This is a genomic window from Ruegeria sp. CDSA079, from assembly GCF_059612245.1.
On the sequence record NZ_JBXWQF010000004.1, the window covers coordinates 218,751 to 241,590 of the forward strand.

Below are 22,840 nucleotides of genomic sequence, written 5' to 3' on the forward strand. Positions count from 1 at the left end.
CCCGTTTCAGTCGTCTTGCGGAATGAGACCCAGGCCGCGCAGGTAAATGCCAATCCCGCTTTCCAACAATTCTTCAGGAGGGAAAGGTGAAGTTGCGCCGGTGTTGCGGGCGAACAGTTCAACGACACCGTGGCTCATCGCCCAGATATGAGCACTGAACATAGAGGCGGGCGGCCGTTTTTCTGGCGGGATATGTTGGGACAGATCCGCCGCCGCTTTTTCAAGAACCGATTTGGCGCGATTTGCCGCCAGCGAAAGCTCGGTCGTTCGGTTTAACGAAATCCCACTTTCGAACATAGCGATGTAATGGCCGGGGTTCTTGCGGGCAAAGGCCAGATAGGCGCGTCCGGTTGCTTCAAAAGCAGCCAGGGCCGAGGGTTGCCCCTTGTCATAGGCATATTGCATCAGGTCCGCGAACATCTCGAACCCTTGCCGTGCGGCTTCGGCAATCAGATCCTCGCGCCCCTGAAAATGGCGATACACGGCGGCGGGCGTCACTCCGGCGGTTTTGGCGGCCTCGGACAGTGTGAAACCGGTCGGACCCTTTTCCTCGATCAGAGACAAAGCGGCCTCGACCAAAGCCTGTTTCAGGTTCCCATGGTGATACCCGCGTTTCGTCATCCCGGCCTCAGCTGTCCTGATGCAGTGTTGAAAAAACAACGAGATAGAGCAAACATGCGCGACCGTCCAACCTTTGTAGCCACACGATTGCGATGAAACACGGGGTTATGCATCCCAAATATCCGGGCCACCGCAAATCTTCGGGTCAATTTTGCCAATGCTCTTTTTGTCTTTCTCATCATAGTCCAACGCGTGCAGCACCGTTCGGATGGCAGCAAGACGCGCGCGTTTCTTGTCGTCCGAGCGCACAATCGTCCAGGGACACGCATCGGTGTGCGATCTGGTCAGCGTTTCCGAGATCGACTGTGTGTACTCATCCCACTTGTTTAACCCCGCCACATCAATCGGGCTGAGCTTCCACTGTTTGAGCGGGTCCGTTTCACGCGCCAAAAAGCGGTTCAGTTGTTCAGCACGCCCGACATTGAGCCAGAATTTGAAAAGTTGAATGCCGTCATTCACCAGACCCATTTCCAGCGGCAGAACTTGGCGGAAAAAACGCTCACGTTCTTCCTGAGTACAAAAGCCGAATACGTTCTCGACAACACCCCGGTTGTACCAGCTACGGTCAAAAAACACGATTTCCCCAGCGGTGGGCAGGTGGGCGACATAGCGTTGAAAGTACCATTGGCTGCGTTCGGCGTCCGAAGGCTTGGCAAGCGCAACGTTGCGCGCGCCGCGCGGGTTCAGGTTTTCGCGGAACCGCTTGATAGTGCCGCCTTTTCCGGCAGCATCGCGGCCTTCAAAGATGATAGCCACCCGTTGGCCAGTCTCCTTCACCCAGGACTGCATCTTGACCAGCTCGATCTGGAGCAGCTCCATCTGAGCGTCATAGTCCTTGGACTTCATTTTTTCGCGATAGGGGTAAGAGGTGTTCAGAATATCCCCTTTTCCCGATTTTTTGATCTCTTCCCGCACCGCCTTGGGGGCGTCCTTTTGATAATATCTCTCGATTGAACCTTTTTCGGACCGGGCCATATGTCACCTCGCGATAAAATCCATATCTTACTATGGATTAGAGCCCGGACTAACGCAAACCCGCGCGCTGTGCTGCCCGATCTATCGCGGCGGCAACTTCGGGGGCGGCAACCACCTGTGGCATGTGACCGATCCCAGGCAATTCAACAAGTTCAGCCCCGGGGATCTGGTCGATCAGGCGTTCTGAATGCCATTCAAGACCAACCGTGTCGTCAGCGGTTCCGTGAATGATTTCCGTCGGTACGGAAATCTCGCCATATCTGGGCTGCAGGTGGGTGATTTCATCCAACAGGTTGGCGCGTTGCTTGGCGTTTGCGTGCATCGATCCCTGCCGGATCGTCAGCCCGGGACCGAAGTGTTCGGCGTAACCTTTGGGCGCAGTTTGTGGCGCAAACACTTTGTCCAGCGCTTGCGTGACATACCATTCGGGTATGAATGAGCTGATCAGGGGCAGGGCCAGCGCATTGCCTGCGGTGGTTGAGGCCAGCCGGTTAAACCCATCCAACGGTGTTTCCCACGGGATGGCTGCGGGGGCGATCAGAACCAGTGCCGAGATGTTTTCGGGCCGCGTCACAGCCCATGCGAGCGAGACCGAGCCACCGTAACTCTGGCCTGCTACGATGGGCTTTTCGGCCCCAAGCTGAGCCGCTGCACGTTGCAGAATATCCGCCTGTTCGATGAGGGTTTCACCGTCGGGGTTGAAGCTTTCCGAATAGCCCAAGCCGGGACGGTCAAACACGATAACCCGAAAGTTTTGTGCCAGAATGGGGGCCAGGGCAAAGGTCATGTCACGTGCGTTCCCGCTGGATCCGTGGATCAGAACGACATCTGGGCCTTCTCCCATGACAACGGCGTGTACGGCGATGCCATCAACATCAAGAATCTGACCTTCGGGCGGAAAGGCTGCCTCTGCCATCGCCTCGTTCCTGGCGCTGCGCCAAGCGGTCAGCACGGCCAGGCCCAGAACGATAAGGCCAATGGATATCAACGCTTTACTTGCCAATTTTGCTCATATCAAAAGGAGTGGACTGATAGATCTCGTTGATCCAGTTACCATACAGCAGGTGCGCATGGCTGCGCCACCGGTTCTGCGGTGTCCGTGAAGGGTCATCATCCGGGTAATAGTTGATAGGCACGTTGATCGGCGCGCCATTGGCAACATCCCGGTCATATTCCTGCTTCAGCGTATCGCTGTCATATTCGAAATGGTTGAAGATATAGAGCGCGCGGTGGTCGGGATCTTCGACCAGGCAGGGCCCGACGTCGTCGCTGCCCAATAGAGTGTTCAATCCAGGGGCACCGTCGATTTCATCTTGTTTCATCTCTGTCCATCGACTGACCGGGATCACGCAGTCATCCGAGAATCCGCGTAAAAACGGTGAGGCCGGGTTCAGATTCCGGTGGCGGAAACAGCCAAAGGCTTTTGCATCCAGCATGTGTTTGCGCACGCCGTGGAAATGGTTGATCATCGCCATTCCGCCCCAGCAGACGCCAAAGGTTGAATGAACATTCGTCTGGGTCCACTCGAAGATCTCGCTGATCTCGTCCCAATAGGTGACGTCGCCAAATTCCAGATGCTCGATCGGTGCGCCTGTAATGATCAGACCGTCAAATTTCTGGTCCTTGACCTCCTGAAAGGGATGGTAGAACTCAGACATGTGCTCGGCCGCAGTGTTTTTGGTGCGGTGTTCCGTCATGCGGATTAGGGACAGGTCGATCTGCAATGGGGTCGCACCAATCAGGCGGGCGAACTGGTTTTCTGTCTGGATTTTCTTGGGCATCAGATTCAGCATTCCGATGCGCAAAGGACGGATGTCCTGACGCATGGCCTGATCTTCGTCCATGACCATGACGCCCTCTTTGGTCAGGACGTCAAAAGCAGGAAGATCTGATGGGATTTTTATGGGCATGTGTCAGACTTCGAAGAGAGTAAGGAAAACTGCTAGTTAGGCGTTCTTGCGTTTGGTCTCAAGGGTGCGTTCGATCAACTCATCGAAATCAGCTGCGTCGCGGATCTTGCCGATGTCATCTGCTGCAATCGTCACGCCCCAGTTTTCGGCCATCGCCTCATAGCGCGGCTGACGGTGCGCCAGAGCCTGTGCATAGGTCCAGCGGACAAAATCATCGGGGTTCACATCCGATTCGGCGCACCCTTTTTGATCCAGGTATTCCGCCCAGGCGCGGGTCAGAAATTCTGCCTGGTAAGACATTGGTTTGGGCGCTTTATCGAACCGTCGCACCAATTCGGCAGTATGACCCTCATCCCCCTTCAGCCAGATCATCAGGGTTTGACGGGATAGTTCCGACAGGATCTGATCTTTGGGATCCTCCGGGTCGACCCATTCGCAGATCGAACCACCCGTATCACAGATAAAGTGCGGGTACTCATACAAACGCTCTGCGCGGTCGACAAAGTACTCGGTGTCCAAAAGGGCGTGGATCTCGGCCAGGCGGAACTGTTCCTGTCTGCGACGGTATTCGGGCATTTCCAACCCACCAAGAGCCGGGTTGCCGGGTTTGCCCAGATAGGCGGCAACCGGGGTCAGGTTTGCGAATGATATATTTGAGCCGATATAGATCGAATCCGACAACAACAAGTCGCGCAGAAACGGAACCTTCATAGCCTCGGCCTTGGCGTTGTCGGTGATGTATTCACCCATGTAACGCGTGCCGATCCGGTAATCGATCGAATAGTGGAACCAGTTCCCCGAATCCCTCAGGATGTTCGACACATATGTCTTGCCCAGACCTGACATGCCAAAGAACAGCACTTTCTTGCGGCGGGCGGTGCGCCAGTCTTCGGCAGCGGTATAGATCATGGTGAGCTGTCCCTTTTTGCCTTTGCTAAATCGGGCAACGGGCGGCGTCAATCGCGACGGGCAGAGCTATTGAGAACGAATAGACCCGTGGCAAGAATGGCAAAGCCGAAATAGGCATTGGGAGCGAGGGTTTCACCGCGCAACACTGCCCCCAGAACGATGGCAACCGGGGGAATCACCAAAGTCACCAGCATCAGGTTGCCGCTGCCCGCCATAGCCAAGACGCGATAATACAGCAGATATGCCCCGGCGGTTGCCACAATAGCGTAATAGCCAATGGCGGCCCAGGTGATTGCAGGCAACGCAAGAGTTGGCCAACCGTCGATCATTAGTGTCAGAGGCAGGACCAGAAAGGTCGACCCGGTCAACATGCCCGCAGCGGCAACGATGGGTGGAAGGTCGGACAACGCATACCGCGCCCATGCGGCTGCGAAAGCGTAGGAAACTGTTCCAGCCAGAACGGCAAGCTGCGCTGTGCTTTGCAGGCTGAACCCTGCGAAATTTTGCACGCCGATGGCAACTGTGACGCCGGTAAAACCAAGACATACGCCAAGCAATCGGGGTTTTGTCAGGCGCTCATCGTGAAAAAGCAATGCTGCAACCAGCACGCCAAACACGGCGGTGGCAGCGTTCAGGATCGCGGTCAGGCCGGTGTCGATGTACAGCTGCCCCCAGGCCATCAGACTGAAGGGGATCACGTTGTTGAGCAGCCCCATGATCAGAAATGCCCCCCAAACCTTGGGCGCACGCGGCACTTGGTGCCCCTGGAGCCAGACGATGAGCCAAAGCACAAGCATGGCCCAGAAAGTGCGATGCAGCACAGATGTCATGACTGGAATCGTATCCAGTGCGATTCTTATCGAGACAAAGGACGCACCCCAGATGATGCCAAGCAGAAGCAATTCAGCCCAGGCACGGGGTGATAGACGTTTTTGTGCATTCATGGCGTCACTGTCTCATCCAAAAACTGAAACTGCGACCCGGTTCTTGCGAAAAAGCCCCGCTGATTGAGCGGGGCTTTGGCATGTCGTTTAGAAGCTACGATCAGTTCAGAGCGTAGGTGATCTGGAAACCAACACTCCAGGCGCTGTTGCCTGAGAAGGTGGCAGTTTGCCCAAAGGCGCCGTCTGCCGTTGCGTCTCCGATATCCGTGTAACGCACACCACCGGAAATCTTGGCGTTCTCAAGCGAGTAGGTGCCACCCAGACCGATACTCCAGAACCCGTCTGTCGGACCGAGGTTCGAAACCGGGGTACCTTGGGATGACTCGTAGCCCAGTGTTACAGCACCAGAAAACTCTTCCGAGAACTGATACCCCAAACCCAGCGAGTAGGTGAAAGTGGCTTCGTCATAATCAACCAGGTTGCTGGTCGGCGGATAGTTTGGTGGGTTGTAGACAAGTTGCGTCCAGTCGACCCAACGGATAGAACCGAACACCAGAGTTTTGGGCGCGACGCCTGTCTGGAAATCCAGGTTGATCGACTGCGGAGTCTCGATTTCACTGTTTGTGTTGAACGTGGCCACAGTTCCCGGAGGAATCGGTGGGATCGGCGGTGGGTTCAGAGATTCCGTTTGTGACAGATCGTGGCTGATCTTCGAATTGTAGGTCAGTGAGACGCGTGCCGCGATCTCGGGCTTTTCCCATGCGACACCAACAACGTAGCCGAATGCAGTGTCAGCATTCGAGTCAACTTGGTAACCTGCGGCAAGAGGCACGGTGACAGACGCCTTCACACGCTGTGCGCGAATACCACCAATTGCACTGAAACCACCATCAAACTTGTAGCGCAGCAATGCCGTGATGGCATCCGTATCCGCCTTTGCCCGCAGAGTGTCTGTCCGACCACCTGGAATTGGGTTGATCGAAAGGGGATAGGTGTTTGCATACTGGATGTCAGCGCCAAAGGGCTGATCATACATGATGGCGAAATCAAGTTGTTCGGTCAGTGACGTTTTGAAACCCAAATGCGGTGTGAAAAAGTCGTTGGCCACTTCGCCCGAGTCTTGAGGTTGACCGATATTCGGACCAGCAAGCGCAGGCATGGTGCCGGTCACACTTGGGTTGGTGTAACCCAGACGAAACTGCACGGCAGAGCCTTCTTCGAAAATCAGATTGATGCCTTGCCCGCTTCGATCAAGACCACCTGCATGGGCTGCTGCAGCCCCAACGCACAGCGCGCAGGTGGTGAGTAGTGTTTTTTTCATTTTGTCCTCCCTGTAGGTCATACGCGGGTTTCATGGCGTTAAGTTTGACTTTCGTGATCGCCTGCCCGTTGTATCCTGCACGATACTTTCTATTTGGTTACTTTAAGGTCAACTGGTGACGGAGCGTTACTTGTCGTGACACCTGATTCAAACTGTTGCCGAACTGCTACGGTTTTCAGACCAGATATTCAGGAAGATCCCGGAAAAGATGACTGCGGCGCCGATCAGAACCCATTGATCAATGGGCTCGTGGTACAGGATCAGCCCAACGACCGCGATTGTGGGAAGGCGGGCAAAGTCGAACGGGACCACGACGGTTGCCGGGGCAATGGCCAAGGCATTGGTGATGCAGAAATGGGCCAGCAATCCGGCCAGCCCAACAAGAATTAGATAGGGGGCGGTGCTTGCGTTCGGCAATGCAATTTGCCCGTCATACCCGGCCGCCACCGCCCCCAAAACCGCCTGCATGGCAGTCAGCCAGAAAACGATGCACCCAATGCTTGCAAAGCGTGTGAGCTTTTTCGTGGTGATCATTGTAAATGCGAAGAAAATCGCGGCCATCGCAGCGGTGACAAGGCCGGGGCTGAGCGGGACCGAACCCGGGCGGGTGACGATCAGAACGCCTGCAAATCCGATCAGCGCGGCCATGATCTTCAGGCTGGTCAGGCGTTCTTTCAGAAACAGAGGCGACAGCAGGATCACCCATAGAGGTTGCGTAAATTCCAGCGCAAAAACTTGTGCCAAAGGGGCGACTGCAACCGCATAGAACCACAGGTTTTGCCCAGCAAAATGCAACGTGTTTCGTAGGGCGTGCAGCCCCAGACGTTCCGTTGAAACCTGCGCCCATTTGCCTGTGACGGTCAGAACACCCACAACAACACAGAAGCCAACGATGCTGCGGTACATCATGATCTCAAACGTGTCGTGCGTCACGCTCAACTCGCGCCCGGCGACGGCCATCGATGTAAACGAGGCGATGGCACCGGTCATCCAAAGTGCTGCCTTTAGGACGTGTCCCTGCCCATGGCTCATTCATATGCACCCAGTTTTAGTCGCGAGGCTAAACATGCGAAGGAGTGCAAAGCCAGGCATTAGAAAAGACGGCTGAATTTATCCAGCCATTCAAACGCCTATGAGTGACCAGATGCAAGTTCGTATCAGAGAATTTCCGTGGAACCGGTTTGAACGCACACAACGCTTTGTGCGTTCAAACGCTTACCTCTGCGCTGAGTTCGCCCGTCATTCCCACTCGATCGTTCCGGGCGGTTTCGATGTGATGTCATAGGTGCACCGGTTGATGCCCTTGACCTCGTTAATGATCCGCGTGGCGGTTTCGCCCAGGAACTCGTGGCTGAACGGATAGTAATCAGCAGTCATACCGTCGACTGAGGTGACAGCCCGCAGCGCACAGGCATAGTCATAAGTGCGACCGTCACCCATGACGCCCACGGTGCGGACCGGTAGGATGGCGACAAACGCCTGCCAGATTTCGTCATACAAGCCATGCTTGCGAATCTGGTCGATATAGACGGCATCGGCTTCGCGTAGAATCTCCAGCTTTTTGCGGGTGATCTCGCCGGGGCAGCGGATTGCCAGACCCGGCCCGGGGAAGGGGTGGCGGCCGATAAAACTCTGCGGCAGGCCAAGTTCGCGGCCCAATGCGCGGACCTCGTCCTTGAACAGCTCGCGTAGCGGCTCGACCAGCTTCAGGCCCATCTTTTCCGGCAGGCCGCCTACATTGTGGTGTGACTTGATGGTAACGGACGGACCGCCCGAAAACGACACCGACTCGATCACATCAGGATACAGCGTGCCCTGCGCCAGGAATTCCGCCCCATCGATGGTATCGGCGTGTTTCTGGAACACGTCGATGAACAGCTTGCCGATGATCTTGCGCTTGGTTTCAGGGTCGCTCTGACCTTCGAGTTCGCCCAGGAAAAGCTCAGTTTCATCCGCATGGATCAGCCGAATGTTGTAGTTGTCGCGGAACATGCCCACGACCTCTTCGGCCTCGTTCTTGCGCAGCAACCCGTGGTCCACAAAGACGCATGTCAGCTGATCCCCGATGGCTTCGTGAATCAGGATCGCCGCGACCGAGCTGTCGACGCCGCCGGACAGGCCGCAGATGACCTTTTTGTCGCCAACCTGTTCGCGGATCTTGCGGATCATCTCTTCGCGATAGGCACCCATGGTCCAGTCGCCTTTGAAGCCCGCCAGCTTGACGAAGTTCTCGTACAGCTTTGCGCCTTTGGGCGTGTGGTGGACCTCGGGGTGGAATTGCACCGCATAAAAGTGCCGCGATGCATCTGCCGTGATGGCAAAAGGCGCGTTCGGAGAAGTGCCGAACACTTCGAACCCGGGTGCGATTTCACTGACGTGATCGCCGTGGCTCATCCAGACCTGCTCATCCCCATCGGTGAACCAGCCGTCCAGAATATCCAATGTGCTTTCAGGGGTCACAAAGGCGCGTCCGAACTCGGCGGTGCCATGGCCGCTTTCGACCTTGCCGCCCAGTTGATGCATCATCACCTGCTGGCCATAGCAGATGCCCAGAATTGGTACGCCTAAGTCGAAAATCTCTTGCGGCACACGGGGCGACCCTTCGCGTGTCACGCTGTCGGGACCACCCGAGAAGATCACGGCGCGCGGGGCCATTTCCCGCACGAAGTCCATCGTGACATTCTGGTAAGGGTGGATTTCGCAATAGACATTCAGCTCGCGCAGGCGGCGGGCAATAAGCTGCGTCACCTGGCTGCCGAAGTCGATGATCAGAAGGCGGTCGTGGGATGTCTGGGTCATGCCTGCGCCTTAGGGCAAGCCCGGTCATTTCGCAAGGGCGACATCCAATTCCTTGGGATTTTCAGGTCTCAAGAAAAAGCCAATTGTAAAAGTTTTGTAACAAAAATATGACAACCCGATGGAATCCAAGCCTGGATTCGTCTGTATAAGGAATATGAATTGCCGATTTCCATAGAAGTTGCTGCGTTGAATCTGGCGCTGGCGTTGTTTTGCGGGGCGCTGATCGGGTCCGAGCGGCAAGTCCGACAGAGGATGGCAGGCTTGCGAACAAATGCGTTGGTGGCTTTGAGTGCTGCGGCCTTTGTTGTGTTCTCTGCGTTGTTTCCTGACGAAGTCAGCCCAACTCGTGTGGCGGCACAGGTAGTGTCCGGCATCGGGTTTTTGGGGGCTGGAATCATTTTTCGTCACGGTTTCACAATCCACGGGTTGAATACGGCCGCAACCTTGTGGTGTTCGGCAGCGGTCGGAATGATGGCGGGGACGGGGGCTTGGTTGTTCGCCTTGATGATGACGGGCTTTGTCATTTTTGTGAATCTGGGTCTCAGGCCACTGGTGAAATGGCTCAAACGTACAACGCGTGCCGGGGTTCCGTTGACGCAAGAGTTCAAGATCCTGCTGCAATGCAAGGAAGAAACGCAGGCCGATGCGCGTGTCGCGGTTCTGAAGGCGTTGGCCCAAAATGACATTCGAATTGTTGGGTTCGAAAAAGGAGACAGTGCGGACGGTTCGCAAACAATTGCAGTTCTGGTTTCGATGGAAGACCACCTCGAGGAACTTCAGCACAAGGTGGTTGCGCCGCTTATGCTGGAGCCGAGTATCGAAAGCATCGAGTGGGATAGTGTTTCGGAAGCCTGAGCCGCTTTGGGGGTGTTTACCGCGCAGCAGGGTGCCAATGTCGCTTTTCCCCCCAGAGCGCCGCAATCCCGATGCTTGTGATCTGGTAAAGCTGTATCACAAGCTTCAACCTAAACAACCAGACGGGATTTTCTCATGGCAGAGGCAAACACCCGGCGCAGGGCGAGAGGTGGCGGTGGCGCCGCCCGCCGTGCCGAGCGTACCGCAGTTCGTATCGAGACCGCGAAATACATCGAACGGAACATTCCGAATTTCGAGGTTCTCAACGAAGAGGCACTTGAGATCATTGAAAACAACGCGGAAACCGTGTTGGAAGAAATCGGCGTCAACTTCGTTGACAACCCCGCCGCGCTGGAGCGCTGGCGTGATGCCGGTGCGGATATTGATGGTGAACGTGTCCGTATCCCGCGTGGCCTTGCGCGTGAGTTGATCAAAACCGCCCCCAGCGAGTTTACTCAGCACGCCCGCAACCCCGAGAAATCGGTGGTCATCGGTGGTCGCAACATGGTTTTGGCACCCGTCTACGGACCTCCGTTTGTGCGCGATGCGCAAGGTGGCCGCCGGTATGCGACCATGGACGATTTCAACAAGTTCGTGAAACTGGCCTACATGTCCAAGTGGTTGCACCATTCGGGCGGTACGATCTGCGAACCGACCGACATTCCGGTGAACAAACGCCATCTGGACATGCTGAAGGCGCATATGACGCTGTCAGACAAGCCCTTCATGGGCTCGGTCACTGATCCCAGCCGGGCGCAGGATTCGGTCGAGATGTGCGAAATCCTGTTCGGGAAGGAGTTCGTTCAGGAAAACACGGTGATGACCTCACTGACCAACATCAACTCGCCGATGACGTTCGACGATGTGATGATGGGCTCGCTGGAAGTCTATGCGCGCAACAATCAGGCGTGTATCATCTCACCCTTTATTGTTGGTGGTGCGATGTCGCCGGTGTCCGTCACCGGGACTTTGACACAGGTTCTGGCCGAGGTTCTGGCAGGTGTCGCCTATAGCCAGATCATTCGCCCGGGAGCACCGGCAATCTTCGGGGCCATGGTGACATCCATTGATATGAACTCGGGCGCGCCGACATTTGGCACGCCTGAAGCTTCGCATATTACTTATGGGGCTGGCCAGTTGGCGCGTCGCCTGAACCTGCCGTTCCGTTCGTCGGGATCGTTCTGCGGTTCGAAACTGCCTGACGCGCAGGCGGCTTATGAGACCGCAAACTCGCTGAACATGGGTCTGATGTCCGGTGTGAACTTTATGTTGCACTCCTGCGGCTGGCTGGAGGGCGGTTTGGTCGCCGATTTCGAGAAATTCGTCATGGATGCTGATCAGCTTGGTGTTCTGCACGGGTTGGCCAAAGGCGTGGCGTATGACGAGAATGCACAGGCCATGGATGCGATCCGCGAAGTCGGACCCGGCGGGCATTATCTCGGATGTTCGCACACGCAGGCCAACTTCAAGGAATCGTTCTGGAAATCCGAAGTGCTGGATTACAAGCCGTATGAAACCTGGCAGGAAGAAGGTGCGCGTGATACGCGGGCTTTGGCCACCACACGGGTCGAGCATTTGCTGGCCAACTATCAGCAACCGCAGATGGATCCTGACATTGCTGCGGCGCTGGAAGCCTATATCACCGAAAAGAAGGCCTCCATGCCGGACGCGTTCGCCTGATTATTGAAAAATCGAGGCGCGGCTGGCCTGATACAGCTGCGCCTCACCCAACAGCGCAATAAGCAGATCCAGATGCCGCACCAGTGAATATGCGGCATCATCTTCTTTTCGCTGTTCATTTACCTCTTTTTCCATCTCCATCAAACGCAGCAGCGCAGGACCTGAACTGGGCAGCGAACCGTATCCCATAATGCGTTGTAGATGACGGTCCCGATTGTAATCCCGCGCCCCGAATTTGGCCGCCCGCGCCAGCATACGAGGGCGGCGAAGGGTTGTGATCATCGTCATCAGGTCCTGCATGTTGTGTATCCCTTTTCTTGAAGAAACGTATGGACTTTGTTGCACAACCTAAGCGGGTGTTGCCTGTGCCAGAGTCTCTCCGAACGATGGTTTCACGACTGTTTATCTTTTTGAATCAAATCTGGTTCTTGCCTTGTGTGGTTAACGAACGAGTAACGAATGGACCTCTAGTTAGATTTGGTTAACCCGCAATCCGAGGGCGAAAAGTGGCAGTTTGTTTTGTCGATGAGGGCAAATAATTATGGAAAACAACATGGCTTTCTCCATTCCGGCGTGGGTTCCAGAGGGGGCGCAAAGATACCTTGCTCATACCGAAACCGGCCGATCGATACGCGATATCGCTCGATCAGCAGGATGCCATGCGTCAACGATCCTCAGGCAAATTCGGCGCATCGAAATGCGTCGCGACGATCCGTTAGTGGATGCCGCCCTGCAATCTTTGGCTGAAACGCATTTTTCGACACTGGGCGACGTCCGCAGTTCTTTGGAAACGTTCGATGAGGCTGCCAAGGAAGAGGAATTTGAACGCGAAGCCCTTCGGATTCTGCGTCGTCTGAGCGAAACCGGATCCGTGCTTGCGGTGGCTGAGGAAATGGACAAGGCCGTTGTCGTTCGCGATACAGGCAATAGCGCAGCGACCAGAACAGCTGTTGTTGATTGCAAGATTGCCCAAGCCTTGGCCTTGAAAGACTGGATCAGCTACGACAACCCGGGACGAATCTCGCGCTATCGGATATCTACGGCAGGAAGAACTGCACTTAGCCACTTGATTGCACAAGCGGAAAACAAGGCTCGGTCAGAGACCGATCCAGGCTTCGCCGAGGCACAAAACGCGTTTCAGGCAAAGTCGTCTGCCGGGCTTGCCTCGGGTGTCAGTCGCATTCGCTACAGTGCGGCGGAAAGCCCTTTGATCGCCTTGTCCCGCCGCCGCGACCGGGATGGCAAACCGTTTCTGGATGAAACACTCGTCAAAGCCGGTGAACGTCTGCGCGAAGACTTTGAACTGGCGCAAATCGGCCCGCAGGTATCGCAGAACTGGGATCGTTTTCTGACTGCCGGAGGGCGCGGTGCCTATGACAGTGAATCGCATGGGAGTAAGGGGTTTTCTGATGCAAGGGATAGGGTGGCGCGCGCGCTGTCAGATCTGGGACCGGGGCTGAGTGATGTTGCGCTGCGCTGCTGCTGTTATCTTGAGGGGCTGGAGCTGGCAGAAAAGCGTATGGGGTGGTCAGCCCGATCTGGCAAGATTGTCCTGCGTATCGCTTTGCAAAGGTTCAAACAGCACTATAAAGATCAGGCCGACCGCGACCGCATGATTGGTTGAGTGACGCCAGAAACAAAAAAAGGCCCGCGCGAAGCGGGCCTTTTTTGCTTTCGGCTGTTGGTCAGGCCAATTCCGGCTCTGCCGACGCTTGCAAATGCTTCATCAGGTTTTCGGGCGAAGACACGCCATATGGATCTTCGGGGCAGTTATCCATCAGGCCGGGCTCTTCGAACCACGCCTCGACAACACCATCATTTACGATGGCGGCGTAACGCCATGAACGCATCCCGAAACCCAGATTGTCCTTGTCGACCAGCATACCCATTTTTCGGGTGAATTCCGCCGATCCGTCTGGGATGACATCGACGTTTTTCAGGCCCTGATCCTGTGCCCATTTGTTCATCACGAAACTGTCGTTGACAGACATGCAATAGATTGCGTCGATCCCCTTGGCGGTGAAATCGGCATACCCATTTTCAAAACCGGGCAATTGGTAGGTCGAGCAGGTTGGAGTGAATGCACCCGGCAGCGAGAAAAGGACTACGCGCTTGCCGGCGAAATAGTCGGCCGTTGTCTTGTCTTCCCAGCGGAAAGGGTTTGGTCCTTCGACAGAGTCGTCGCGGACACGGGTGTGAAAGGTCACGTCAGGCAGTTTCGCGCCGGATTTCATGTTCAAGCTCCTGTGATTCACATGTGATTTTGTCGTGAATTAAAACAGTTCTAAATCGCATTCAATTGAGGAAATGCCGCATGCGCGAATAATAGCATTGTCGTGTTGCGCATTGAATTTAATCCGCAAACTCAGATCTCATATTGTACTATTCTGCGTCGGCACAGTGACGTTGCATAGCGGCTATGCGTCGCTGGTGTAACGCTGTGCTTCTGTCTATGTTATGAGTAACAAGAGTTGACCCAAAGTCAGGAAAACCAACGTGCGAGATCTGAAGATCCCCGAACAGCGCCATCCGGAAAAAGCTCATCGTCCGGATAACGCACAGCCCAAGAAACCAAACTGGATCCGGGTCAAGGCACCCGGTGGAAAAGGCTATGCGGATACGCGGCGGATCATGCGCGACAACAATCTGGTGACTGTCTGCGAAGAAGCTGGTTGCCCCAACGTCGGCGAATGTTGGAGCCAGGGTCACGCCACCATGATGATCATGGGCGAGATTTGTACGCGCGGTTGTACCTTCTGCAACATTGCAACCGGTCGCCCAGACGACCTTGATGCGTTTGAGCCTGGTCGTGTGGCGCACGCGGTTGAGAAGCTTGGCCTGAACCATGTGGTGATCACTTCGGTGGACCGGGACGATCTGAATGACGGCGGTGCCGAGCACTTTGCGCAGACTATTCGCGCAGTGCGTCATCGATCCCCTAAAACCACGATCGAAATTCTGACCCCGGACTTTCTGAAATGTGACGAGGACGTGCTGGAGGTCGTGGTTCAGGCGAAACCGGATGTGTTCAACCATAATCTGGAAACCGTGCCAGGTCTCTACCCTGAGGTGCGACCAGGTGCGCGCTATTTCCATTCACTGCGACTGTTGCAGCGGGTGAAGGAGCTTGATCCGTCGATCTTCACCAAATCCGGCATCATGGTCGGATTGGGCGAAGAGGAACAGCAGGTGCGTCAGGTGATGGACGATATGCGCGCGGCGGATATCGATTTCTTGACCATCGGGCAGTACCTGCAACCGAGTCCGAAGCATCATGGTGTGGATCGTTTCGTCACACCGGAAGAGTTCGCCTCTTATGAAAAGGCGGCCTATGGCAAGGGTTTTCTGATGGTATCAGCGACGCCTCTGACCCGATCGTCTTACCACGCCGGTGACGATTTCGCCCGGCTGAGGGCCGCCCGGCAAGCAAAGTTGCAACAAGCGTGACACCAGAACAGATCGCGCGGCTAACCCGCCTGCGCCGCGAATTGCACCAAAACCCTGAACTCTCGGGGCAGGAGGAGCAAACTGCGGCGCGGATTGCTGATGTTTTGCGCGAAACCGGAGCAGATCGTGTTCTGACGGGCGTCGGCGGGCATGGGGTGGTTGCGGTTTTTGAAAGTGGCAAGCCGGGCCCAGCAGTGGGTATTCGCTGCGAATTGGACGGCCTGCCGATTCAGGAACTTTCAGACCTTCCATACGTGTCACAGATCAAAGGCAAAGGGCACCTTTGCGGTCATGATGGCCACATGGCGATGGTGTTGGGCGTAGCCGAAGCGCTGACGGAACAGCGACCGAAAAAGGGCCGCGTTGTTCTGATCTTTCAACCTGCAGAAGAGACGGGCCATGGGGCCATCGCGTTCAGGGCCGATCCACAATTTTCTGAAATATCGCCAGATATCGTGCTGTCCCTCCATAACCTGCCGGGGTTGGAACTTGGTGTGGTTGAACTCTGTGCAGGACCTGCAAACTGTGCCTCACGCGGTATGCAGATTGTATTGACGGGTAAGACGTCACACGCGGCTGCCCCACAAGATGGAGTTTCACCGGCAGGTGCCTTGTCGGTACTGATGCCCGCATTGGCCGAGTTGGGGGCAGGCGGCGAGTTGAATGATGACTATGCCTTGACCACTGTTACGCATGCAAATTTGGGTGAGCGCACTGTAGGTGTTGCCCCTGGGCGGGCTGAGCTATGGGTGACGCTGCGCACAGTCTCGGATCGCCGGATGACGCGACTGATGACCGATGCCGAAGCGATGGTGCACGAGACAGCGCAGGCAGAAGGATTGACGGTAGAGATCACCTATGACGAAGTGTTCGAAGCCTGCGTCAATCATCCGGAAACCGTCTCAATTCTGAGGCAATCGTGTTTCGATCAGGGAATTGAATGCCGGCTGGTCGATCAACCGCAACGGTTTTCAGAGGATTTTGGACAGTTTGCCAAAAGCGCAAGAGCTGCCATGTTCTGGTTGGGATCAGGGCGGGATCATCCGCAACTGCACAATCCGGATTACGATTTCCCGGATGCGGTGATACCTGTAGGGACTGGGATTTTCCTTAACGGTATTGATGCTATTCTTCGAGACGAGCGCTAGTGTCGATCCATTCAATTGGCCAGATCACTAACAATTCCAACAGCTTCTATGACTGTCTTCGTGTCATCTGAGATCGATAGAACTTCATCATCTACCCGGACATAGCGCTGACCGGGGCCCAACGGCTTAAGCTTCCAGTTGTCGAGGTCGTCGATGTAGTCAAAACTCAGATCATCCGGCAACTTCTGGCCACGCGTGTATCTTTTGATTTGACCGGGTGGAACAGCTTTGCCGTTTGACTTGATAGATTTCTCTACCTTGTTTTTGTTGGCACCTTGCCCTTTGCCTTTATTGTCCTTTGCGGCACCCGAACTTGCAAGTGCCACGATCGCCATAACCACACCGGCTGTCGCAACAATACGCTTCATCAATAACCCTCCTAAGTTGATAGGAAGGGTAATGGTGCGCAATCGAGTTTGTCTATAAATATTCTTGTATTTGAATTTTAGGGGCCAGGTAGTACTGGGAAGTCACATCTAATTCCCAGTAAATCGAACCTTACCAATAAAAGGCAAATTACGGTTTCGCTGTGCGTAGTCGATGCCGTACCCCACAACAAACTCGTCCGGGATTTCGAATCCGATCCAGTCTGACCGGAAATCCACCTCGCGACGGCTGGGTTTGTCGAGCAGTGCAATGGATTTCAGGCGCTCGGGTTTGCGACTTTGCAGCAGCTTGGTGACGTGATTCAGCGTGTGGCCGGTGTCAACAATATCTTCCACAACCAACACGTCTCGCCCTTCAATAGCGCCGCGCAAGTCTTTGAGAATACGTACTTCTCGACTGCTCTCCATCGCATCCCCGTACGAAGATGCTTCAAGGAAATCCACTTCAATGGGAAGATCCAGTTCGCGTACCAGATCTGCGATGAACACAAAGCTGCCGCGCAGCAGACCAACGACCACCAGCTTGTCGGTGCCACCGAATTCCGCCGTGATCTCGCGGCACAACTCCTCGATTCGGGCGGCGATGGCCTTGGCCGAGATCATCTCATCTATCACATATGCGCGGTCAGTCATCGCAGCCCCCTTGATCTTTGGCGCGCAACATACGACATGACGCGCCATTGTCACCTGCAAATACCGGACGCCATGCCTATCCATTCGGAAACCCGCCACCTGCCATACACCGCCCAGCAAATGTATGATCTGGTTGCCGACGTGGCCAATTATCCCCAGTTTCTGCCCTGGTGCGCCGCGGCCCGTATCCGCAAGACCTTTGTGGCAGGTGAGGCCGAGGTGATGGAGGCCGATCTGGTGATCTCGTTCAAAGTGTTCCGCGAACGATTTGGCAGCCGGGTGACTCTGTTCGCGGATCAGAAGAAGATCGATACCGAATATCTGGATGGCCCGTTCAAATACATGAAATCCGACTGGCAGTTCGATGACGCGCCGGATGGAGGCTGCAATATCTCGTTCCATGTGGATTTCGAGTTCAAGAATGCGATCCTGCAGGGGATCATCGGCGTCGTGTTCAACGAAGCCATGCAGCGGATCGTACGCGCGTTCGAGGCACGGGCCCAAGAACTCTACGGCTAGGTCTTTACGCGACTACGGCGCACGCTAGACTGCGCCCATGACGGATTTTACAGCATCATTGGCCGCGTTTGCAGTCGGCCCGATTTCAACGACATCTCAGGCGCGGATTGTCACGTCTCTGTCTGTTCTGGACTGGATCGCGGTCGGTCGTGCAGGCGCAAACGAACCTGTCTCATCCATCATCCGTGAGATGGTTCTGGAGGACGGCGGCAATGTACAGGCCCATCTTTTTGGCGGTGGAGCGGCGCCATTGCGCGGAGCGGCGCTGGTGAATGGCGCCGTGTCTCATGCGCTGGATTATGACGACACGCATTTCGCACATATTGGGCATCCGTCAGTTGCCATCCTGCCTGCTGCCCTTGCCGTGTCTGAGTGGGATGACCGCATACTGGTTGATTTGCTCGAAGCCGCACTGGTCGGGATGGAAATCTCGATCCGCGTTGGATTGTGGTTGGGTCGGGGGCACTACCAGGTCGGGTTTCATCAGACAGCCACATCGGGTGCATTTGGGGCCGCTGTCGCCGCAGGGCGGTTGCTGGGCTTCGATACGAACAAGATGCGGTCTGTTCTGGGTCTGACGGCAACTCGGACAGCCGGGCTGAAAGCCCAGTTTGGGACGATGGGCAAGCCTTATAACGCGGGTCTAGCAGCCGCCGCCGGGGTCGAAACAGCCTTGCTGGTACAGCGCGGGTTTCAGGCCAACGCCGACGCGCTGGAAGGTCCTTTTGGCTTTGGTGCGACCCATCACGGCACATCGGATCCAAGCGCACTAGATGGTTTGAATGATGAATGGCTGTTTGAAAGTGTCAGCCACAAGTTCCACGCCTGTTGCCATGGTTTGCATGCCGCGCTCGAGGCGGCGCGGCAACTGGATATCGCAGAACCCGAAGTGGCCGAAATCAAGATCAAGACCCACCCCCGCTGGATGAGTGTGTGCAATCAGCTTACACCTGAAACCGGGTTGGGGGCCAAGTTCTCATATCGTACAGTCATCGCGATGCAGGCTTTGGGATATGATACCGCCTTGCCGGGAAGCTATACGGACAAGGTCTGCGCCGACCCCCGCATAAAGTCCTTACGCGACCGTATCACAGTCGAAGCAGATGATAGTTTGTCAGAGACGCAGGCTCAGCTGGCTTTGCTGCGCCGTGACGGTATCCGCCGCGAGGCAACGCATGATCTGTTGACCCCGATGTCGCTGCCGGACCGAGAGGACCGCGTGCGCGTCAAAGCGGCCAAGCTGATCGGAGCGGAAGAGGCGGACGCGATCTGGTCAATGCTACGCACCGGAGGCCGCGCCCGCGATCTGGCTGCCAAACTGGCGGGTTAAACCACGCGCCAGTGCAGCGGAAAACCGGGATCAAACACGGTTACGGGCCCGTCGTCAGTTTCGATCTTGTCGGGGTATTCGACCGGCGCGCCCTTGGTCAGCGTGATGCTGTCTTCGTTCACGGGCAGGCGATAAAACGCAGGCCCGTTCAGCGAAACGAAGCCTTCCAGTTTGTCCAAAGCGTCTTCACGATCGAACATTTCGGCCACCAGGGACATGGTGTTGGTCGCCGTGAAGCAACCTGCGCAGCCACAGGCCATTTCCTTGTTGTCATCCGTATGCGGTGCGCTGTCGGTGCCAAGGAAATAACGCGGATCGCCCGAGGTTGCGGCTTTCAACAACTCCAGCCGATGCTCTTCGCGTTTGGCAACAGGCAGGCAGTAGTAATGCGGTTTGATCCCGCCGACCAGAATGTGGTTGCGGTTGATGATCAGGTGATGCGCAGTGATCGTCGCGCCCAAGTCAGCCTCATTGGCTTTGACATACTGAACACCGTCGCGGGTGGTGATATGTTCCATCACGACACGCAGGCCCGGAGTGGTCCTGCGGATTGGGTCCAGAACGCGGTCGATGAACACGGCCTCGCGGTCAAAGATGTCGATCTCGGCATCAGTCACTTCGCCATGCACGCACAGGGGCAGGCCGATCTCGGCCATTCTCTCAAGCACGGGTCGAACATTGTCGAAGTTCCTTACGCCGGAATGCGAATTGGTCGTGGCCCCGGCAGGGTAAAGTTTGACCGCCTTGACCAGTCCGCTCGCATGGGCGGCGGCCAGATCGTCTGGGTCCGTATCCTCGGTCAGATAGAGGGTCATCAGCGGTTCAAACGTCATCCCTTCGGGCAACGCCGTCATAATGCGGTCCCGATAGGCGGCGGCGTCTGCGCCGGTCACAACCGGAGGCACCAGATTGGGCATTATGATCGCGCGGCCAAAATGACGCGCGGTGTCGGGCAGGACGGCCTGCAGCATGGCGCCATCGCGCAGGTGCAGATGCCAGTCGTCGGGGCGGCGGATCGTAAGGGTATCGGTCATGGCTTTCCGCTAGCATAGCCGCTGGCAAAGACCAACCACGACCGAGCCTCGTGGTGAAAAAACTTGTCAACCAACCCGAACGTCGTAGCTCTGACTTGGCGCGAGGTCTTGACGCACAGGCCCGCGCGTGACCTGTTTGTCCGCTAAGTAGAGAGGGTTCCATGACGCAACCAAATTCAATCGATGCCGTGCAGCAGATGTTGGGAACCCAGGGCTATGTCTGCGGACGCGCCCTTGCGACTGTTGTGTTTTTGGCGCTGAAACTGGGCCGACCGCTGTTTCTGGAAGGCGAAGCCGGTGTTGGGAAAACCGAGATCGCCAAAGCCCTGGCCTCCGGCCTGAATCGTCGCCTGATCCGACTGCAATGTTATGAAGGTCTCGATGCGTCATCGGCCGTCTACGAATGGAATTTTCCAGCGCAGATGGTTGCAATCCGAACGGCTGAGGCGTCGGGTGGGGCAGATCGGGGCGCATTGCAGTCTGAACTGTTCTCGGACGAATACTTGATTGAACGCCCGTTGCTGCAAGCCATGCGGCCCGACGAACACGGCGCACCGGTTCTGCTAATCGATGAACTGGACCGGACCGATGAACCTTTTGAAGCCTTCCTGCTTGAAGCTCTCAGCGATTTTCAGGTTACTATCCCGGAATTGGGTACGATCAAAGCACCTGAGCCGCCCGTTGTTATCGTTACGTCAAACCGCACGCGCGAGGTGCATGACGCCCTCAAACGCCGCTGCCTTTATCATTGGGTCGACTACCCGGATTTCGAGCGCGAGATTGAAATCCTGCACGCCCGTGCACCAGAAGCAGCCGATGCTCTCAGCCGTGAAGTGGTGGCTTTTGTTCAACGTTTACGCACCGAGGATCTGTTCAAGAAGCCCGGAGTGGCCGAAACCATTGACTGGGCCAAGTGTTTGCTGGCGCTGGATGTGATGAACCTGAGCCCAGAGGTGATCGGCGACACGCTGGGGGCAATCCTGAAGTACCAGGACGACATCCAGAAACTGCAGGGGTCCGAGGCAAAACGCATTCTCGACGAGGCCAAAGCCACCCTCGAACCAGCCTGATGCTTCATCTTTTCCTAAATACTTCGGGGGTATGGGGGCAGCGCCCCCATGGTTGCTGATGGCCGAGCAACTGCCACTGGATATCCCGGATAACCCCAAGCTGGCGCAGAATATCACCCATTTTGCCCGTGCGCTCAGAAAGGCGGGGCTGCCAATCGGCCCAGGGCGCGTGATTGATGCGATCCGCGCGGTACAGGCGGCAGGGTTTACCGAGAAACGAGATTTTTACTGGACACTGCACGCCTGTTTCGTGAACCGCCCGGAACACCGCACGGTATTTGCGCAAGTATTCCGAATGTACTGGCGCGATCCGCGATACATGGAACATATGATGGCCATGATGCTGCCCGCCATTCGTGGCGTTCAGGAAGAGCGCAAGGCCGATGCTGGTGAAAAACGCGCCGCCGAGGCGCTGTTGGACGGTGTCGAACAAGAAGTGCCTGAACCAGCCGCGCAAGATGAAGGTGAATCCGAAATCGAGATTGACGCCACTCAGACGGCATCATCAGAGGAACGTCTGCGCAATCTGGATTTCGAACAGATGAGCACGGCTGAAATCGCGCAAGCCAAACGTGTTTTGGCGCGAATGACCCTGCCGGTCAAACCCATCGAGTCGCGCCGGGGGCAGGCCAGCCATCTGGGGCACCGTATCGACCGCGCCCGCACATTGCGTGCAGCGATGCGACAAGGCGGCGAGCTGCGTGACATCGCCAAGCTTCAGCCCAAGCCGCGCTGGCCCAATCTTATCGCGCTGTGTGATATTTCTGGATCGATGAGCCAGTACAGCCGGATCATCTTGCATTTCCTGCACACGGTGTCCAACGCCAAGGGTGCGGGTTGGGCCAAGGTTCATGCTTTCACCTTTGGCACGCGACTGACCAACATCACCCGCCACCTGCATCAACGGGATGTGGATGCAGCACTTGCCGCTGCCGGAGCCGAGGCGCAGGACTGGGAAGGGGGCACGCGCATCGGGGACTGCTTGCACCAGTTCAACCGCGACTGGTCTCGCCGCGTCATGGGGCAAGGGGCGGTTGTTCTGCTGATCACCGACGGACTGGAACGAGGCGACCCGGAGACCCTACAGAAAGAGATTGAGCGCTTGCACCTGTCTTCAAGACGCCTGATCTGGCTGAATCCGCTTTTGCGTTGGGATGGGTTCGCTCCTAAAGCGCAAGGGGTGGCTGCTATGCTGCCGCATGTCGACAGTTTCCGGGCAGGGCATTCGATTGCATCGCTCGAAGATTTGGCCGCCGTGATCTCACACCCCGACGACCAGGGGCAGAAAGCCCGGCTGATGGCCGCGCTTTCCGGTTAAA

The 22,840-nt window shown here is 56.2% G+C and carries 23 protein-coding genes; 9 read left to right on the plus strand and 14 right to left on the minus strand.

Going from position 1 to position 22,840, the window contains the following annotated elements:
• Window positions 1-6 precede the first annotated feature (6 nt).
• The 9 genes from AC2FJZ_RS06155 to guaA form a co-directional block, all read right to left on the minus strand.
• Window positions 7-621 (minus strand): TetR/AcrR family transcriptional regulator, encoded by a 615-nt coding sequence (locus AC2FJZ_RS06155; RefSeq protein ID WP_496673045.1) that lies wholly within the window; start codon window positions 619-621, stop codon window positions 7-9.
• 105 nt (window positions 622-726) lie between these two features.
• A complete protein-coding gene (gene ppk2 / locus AC2FJZ_RS06160) occupies window positions 727-1,596 on the minus strand; it encodes a polyphosphate kinase 2 (RefSeq protein ID WP_496776549.1) in 870 nt (289 codons plus the stop codon).
• Between the two features lie 49 nt (window positions 1,597-1,645).
• Window positions 1,646-2,599 carry an alpha/beta fold hydrolase gene (locus AC2FJZ_RS06165; RefSeq protein WP_496776551.1) on the minus strand — a complete coding sequence of 318 codons (954 nt, stop codon included), beginning with the start codon at window positions 2,597-2,599 and terminating at the stop codon, window positions 1,646-1,648.
• Window positions 2,589-3,506, minus strand: a complete 918-nt coding sequence (gene metA, locus AC2FJZ_RS06170) for a homoserine O-acetyltransferase MetA (protein WP_496776553.1) — start codon at window positions 3,504-3,506, stop codon at window positions 2,589-2,591. The genes AC2FJZ_RS06165 and metA overlap by 11 nt, the downstream gene beginning before the upstream one ends.
• Window positions 3,507-3,542: 36 nt before the next feature.
• On the minus strand, window positions 3,543-4,415 hold the full coding sequence (locus AC2FJZ_RS06175) for an ATPase (RefSeq protein WP_496673036.1): 873 nt from the start codon (window positions 4,413-4,415) through the stop codon (window positions 3,543-3,545).
• Between the two features lie 47 nt (window positions 4,416-4,462).
• Window positions 4,463-5,359, minus strand: a complete 897-nt coding sequence (locus AC2FJZ_RS06180) for a DMT family transporter (protein WP_496776555.1) — start codon at window positions 5,357-5,359, stop codon at window positions 4,463-4,465.
• Window positions 5,360-5,459: 100 nt separating this feature from the next.
• Window positions 5,460-6,620, minus strand: coding sequence for an OmpP1/FadL family transporter (locus tag AC2FJZ_RS06185; protein WP_496673033.1), 1,161 nt, complete (start codon window positions 6,618-6,620; stop codon window positions 5,460-5,462).
• A 147-nt stretch (window positions 6,621-6,767) separates the two neighbouring features.
• On the minus strand, window positions 6,768-7,652 hold the full coding sequence (locus AC2FJZ_RS06190; RefSeq protein WP_496776557.1) for a DMT family transporter: 885 nt from the start codon (window positions 7,650-7,652) through the stop codon (window positions 6,768-6,770).
• Between the two features lie 207 nt (window positions 7,653-7,859).
• A complete protein-coding gene (gene guaA, locus AC2FJZ_RS06195) occupies window positions 7,860-9,419 on the minus strand; it encodes a glutamine-hydrolyzing GMP synthase (RefSeq protein ID WP_496776558.1) in 1,560 nt (519 codons plus the stop codon).
• A gap of 159 nt (window positions 9,420-9,578) precedes the next feature.
• On the opposite strand from guaA, the gene AC2FJZ_RS06200 reads away from it, so the two are divergent.
• On the plus strand, window positions 9,579-10,274 hold the full coding sequence (locus AC2FJZ_RS06200) for an MgtC/SapB family protein (RefSeq protein WP_050603533.1): 696 nt from the start codon (window positions 9,579-9,581) through the stop codon (window positions 10,272-10,274).
• 135 nt (window positions 10,275-10,409) lie between these two features.
• The gene (locus AC2FJZ_RS06205; protein ID WP_496673023.1) at window positions 10,410-11,954 is read left to right on the plus strand and encodes a trimethylamine methyltransferase family protein; all 1,545 of its coding nucleotides are present in this window, start codon (window positions 10,410-10,412) and stop codon (window positions 11,952-11,954) included.
• Here AC2FJZ_RS06205 and AC2FJZ_RS06210 read toward each other — a convergent pair whose 3' ends face one another.
• Window positions 11,955-12,254: a DUF6477 family protein gene (locus AC2FJZ_RS06210; RefSeq protein WP_496673020.1), complete on the minus strand. Its 300-nt coding sequence runs from the start codon at window positions 12,252-12,254 to the stop codon at window positions 11,955-11,957.
• A 241-nt stretch (window positions 12,255-12,495) separates the two neighbouring features.
• Between AC2FJZ_RS06210 and AC2FJZ_RS06215 the strand changes: the two genes are divergently transcribed.
• The gene (locus tag AC2FJZ_RS06215) at window positions 12,496-13,578 is read left to right on the plus strand and encodes a DUF6456 domain-containing protein (protein WP_496776560.1); all 1,083 of its coding nucleotides are present in this window, start codon (window positions 12,496-12,498) and stop codon (window positions 13,576-13,578) included.
• A 61-nt stretch (window positions 13,579-13,639) separates the two neighbouring features.
• Here the strand turns inward: AC2FJZ_RS06215 and AC2FJZ_RS06220 are convergent, their stop codons facing one another.
• On the minus strand, window positions 13,640-14,188 hold the full coding sequence (locus AC2FJZ_RS06220; protein ID WP_496776561.1) for a peroxiredoxin: 549 nt from the start codon (window positions 14,186-14,188) through the stop codon (window positions 13,640-13,642).
• Window positions 14,189-14,450: 262 nt separating this feature from the next.
• Here AC2FJZ_RS06220 and lipA point away from each other — a divergent pair, with 262 nt between their 5' ends.
• Both lipA and AC2FJZ_RS06230 read left to right on the plus strand, forming a co-directional pair.
• Window positions 14,451-15,401 (plus strand): lipoyl synthase, encoded by a 951-nt coding sequence (lipA, locus tag AC2FJZ_RS06225; protein WP_496673013.1) that lies wholly within the window; start codon window positions 14,451-14,453, stop codon window positions 15,399-15,401.
• The gene (locus AC2FJZ_RS06230; RefSeq protein ID WP_496776563.1) at window positions 15,398-16,549 is read left to right on the plus strand and encodes an amidohydrolase; all 1,152 of its coding nucleotides are present in this window, start codon (window positions 15,398-15,400) and stop codon (window positions 16,547-16,549) included. The genes lipA and AC2FJZ_RS06230 overlap by 4 nt, the downstream gene beginning before the upstream one ends.
• An 11-nt stretch (window positions 16,550-16,560) precedes the next feature.
• On the opposite strand, the gene AC2FJZ_RS06235 is transcribed toward AC2FJZ_RS06230, so the two are convergent.
• Window positions 16,561-16,917 (minus strand): hypothetical protein, encoded by a 357-nt coding sequence (locus tag AC2FJZ_RS06235; protein WP_496776564.1) that lies wholly within the window; start codon window positions 16,915-16,917, stop codon window positions 16,561-16,563.
• Between the two features lie 108 nt (window positions 16,918-17,025).
• Entirely contained in the window at window positions 17,026-17,568 is a 543-nt protein-coding gene (gene hpt, locus AC2FJZ_RS06240) for a hypoxanthine phosphoribosyltransferase (protein WP_496776565.1), read from the minus strand.
• Window positions 17,569-17,640: 72 nt separating this feature from the next.
• Between hpt and AC2FJZ_RS06245 the strand changes: the two genes are divergently transcribed.
• Both AC2FJZ_RS06245 and AC2FJZ_RS06250 read left to right on the plus strand, forming a co-directional pair.
• On the plus strand, window positions 17,641-18,087 hold the full coding sequence (locus AC2FJZ_RS06245) for a type II toxin-antitoxin system RatA family toxin (RefSeq protein WP_050603671.1): 447 nt from the start codon (window positions 17,641-17,643) through the stop codon (window positions 18,085-18,087).
• A 37-nt stretch (window positions 18,088-18,124) separates the two neighbouring features.
• Window positions 18,125-19,417, plus strand: a complete 1,293-nt coding sequence (locus tag AC2FJZ_RS06250; protein ID WP_496776567.1) for an MmgE/PrpD family protein — start codon at window positions 18,125-18,127, stop codon at window positions 19,415-19,417.
• Here AC2FJZ_RS06250 and pyrC read toward each other — a convergent pair.
• Window positions 19,414-20,451 carry a dihydroorotase gene (pyrC, locus tag AC2FJZ_RS06255; protein WP_496776568.1) on the minus strand — a complete coding sequence of 346 codons (1,038 nt, stop codon included), beginning with the start codon at window positions 20,449-20,451 and terminating at the stop codon, window positions 19,414-19,416. The two genes, AC2FJZ_RS06250 and pyrC, sit on opposite strands and share 4 nt — an antisense overlap.
• A 161-nt stretch (window positions 20,452-20,612) precedes the next feature.
• Here pyrC and AC2FJZ_RS06260 point away from each other — a divergent pair, with 161 nt between their 5' ends.
• Both AC2FJZ_RS06260 and AC2FJZ_RS06265 read left to right on the plus strand, forming a co-directional pair.
• Window positions 20,613-21,521, plus strand: coding sequence for an AAA family ATPase (locus AC2FJZ_RS06260; protein WP_496776569.1), 909 nt, complete (start codon window positions 20,613-20,615; stop codon window positions 21,519-21,521).
• 58 nt (window positions 21,522-21,579) lie between these two features.
• Window positions 21,580-22,839 (plus strand): vWA domain-containing protein, encoded by a 1,260-nt coding sequence (locus tag AC2FJZ_RS06265; RefSeq protein ID WP_496776603.1) that lies wholly within the window; start codon window positions 21,580-21,582, stop codon window positions 22,837-22,839.
• Window position 22,840: the final 1 nt, after the last annotated feature.

Excerpts from the sequence above, each read along its gene's own strand:
- AC2FJZ_RS06265 (WP_496776603.1), top strand. The coding sequence starts at position 21,580 with ATGGCCGAGCAACTGCCACTGGATATCCCGGATAACCCCAAGCTGGCG.
- AC2FJZ_RS06220 (WP_496776561.1), bottom strand. The coding sequence starts at position 14,188 with ATGAAATCCGGCGCGAAACTGCCTGACGTGACCTTTCACACCCGTGTC.
- ppk2 (WP_496776549.1), bottom strand. The coding sequence starts at position 1,596 with ATGGCCCGGTCCGAAAAAGGTTCAATCGAGAGATATTATCAAAAGGAC.
- pyrC (WP_496776568.1), bottom strand. The coding sequence starts at position 20,451 with ATGACCGATACCCTTACGATCCGCCGCCCCGACGACTGGCATCTGCAC.
- metA (WP_496776553.1), bottom strand. The coding sequence starts at position 3,506 with ATGCCCATAAAAATCCCATCAGATCTTCCTGCTTTTGACGTCCTGACC.
- hpt (WP_496776565.1), bottom strand. The coding sequence starts at position 17,568 with ATGACTGACCGCGCATATGTGATAGATGAGATGATCTCGGCCAAGGCC.
- AC2FJZ_RS06180 (WP_496776555.1), bottom strand. The coding sequence starts at position 5,359 with ATGAATGCACAAAAACGTCTATCACCCCGTGCCTGGGCTGAATTGCTT.
- AC2FJZ_RS06235 (WP_496776564.1), bottom strand. The coding sequence starts at position 16,917 with ATGAAGCGTATTGTTGCGACAGCCGGTGTGGTTATGGCGATCGTGGCA.
- AC2FJZ_RS06175 (WP_496673036.1), bottom strand. The coding sequence starts at position 4,415 with ATGATCTATACCGCTGCCGAAGACTGGCGCACCGCCCGCCGCAAGAAA.
- AC2FJZ_RS06260 (WP_496776569.1), top strand. The coding sequence starts at position 20,613 with ATGACGCAACCAAATTCAATCGATGCCGTGCAGCAGATGTTGGGAACC.
- AC2FJZ_RS06245 (WP_050603671.1), top strand. The coding sequence starts at position 17,641 with ATGCCTATCCATTCGGAAACCCGCCACCTGCCATACACCGCCCAGCAA.
- AC2FJZ_RS06205 (WP_496673023.1), top strand. The coding sequence starts at position 10,410 with ATGGCAGAGGCAAACACCCGGCGCAGGGCGAGAGGTGGCGGTGGCGCC.
- AC2FJZ_RS06155 (WP_496673045.1), bottom strand. The coding sequence starts at position 621 with ATGACGAAACGCGGGTATCACCATGGGAACCTGAAACAGGCTTTGGTC.
- AC2FJZ_RS06215 (WP_496776560.1), top strand. The coding sequence starts at position 12,496 with ATGGAAAACAACATGGCTTTCTCCATTCCGGCGTGGGTTCCAGAGGGG.
- guaA (WP_496776558.1), bottom strand. The coding sequence starts at position 9,419 with ATGACCCAGACATCCCACGACCGCCTTCTGATCATCGACTTCGGCAGC.
- AC2FJZ_RS06190 (WP_496776557.1), bottom strand. The coding sequence starts at position 7,652 with ATGAGCCATGGGCAGGGACACGTCCTAAAGGCAGCACTTTGGATGACC.
- AC2FJZ_RS06185 (WP_496673033.1), bottom strand. The coding sequence starts at position 6,620 with ATGAAAAAAACACTACTCACCACCTGCGCGCTGTGCGTTGGGGCTGCA.
- AC2FJZ_RS06210 (WP_496673020.1), bottom strand. The coding sequence starts at position 12,254 with ATGCAGGACCTGATGACGATGATCACAACCCTTCGCCGCCCTCGTATG.
- AC2FJZ_RS06250 (WP_496776567.1), top strand. The coding sequence starts at position 18,125 with ATGACGGATTTTACAGCATCATTGGCCGCGTTTGCAGTCGGCCCGATT.